The sequence below is a fragment of the uncultured Tateyamaria sp. genome (genome assembly GCF_947504105.1).
Classification (GTDB): domain Bacteria; phylum Pseudomonadota; class Alphaproteobacteria; order Rhodobacterales; family Rhodobacteraceae; genus Tateyamaria.
The window spans coordinates 1-217 of sequence record NZ_CANNGP010000205.1 but is presented as its reverse complement, the minus strand read 5'-3'; the positions used below and the strand labels follow the sequence as shown (position 1 = coordinate 217).

Annotated in this window: 1 pseudogene; it reads right to left on the bottom strand. The window is 55.3% G+C overall.

Annotation, left to right across the window (positions count from 1 at the left end):
- A pseudogene (locus tag Q1A75_RS24210) lies at positions 1-80 on the bottom strand (IS5/IS1182 family transposase); the annotation flags it as partial.
- Positions 81-217 lie beyond the last annotated feature (137 nt).

The following is a 217-nucleotide window of genomic DNA, read 5'->3' as shown; positions in this document are numbered from 1 at the left end:
GCGAGGGCGATTGCTGATAGGAATACCTTCGGGCACCTATCGTATCGGGTCGCCACACGCCGCCAATCCTTAAGCCTTCCATCAGCTCAGCAGCGATTAAACCAGTGATGCTGGCATGTGTTCAGGGAACGTTCGACACACTTGATCTGAGGGTGTTTGAACCTGTTCTGTTCGGTGCGGATCATCTGAGCCAGGTCATCACGCCGCCGACGCAATC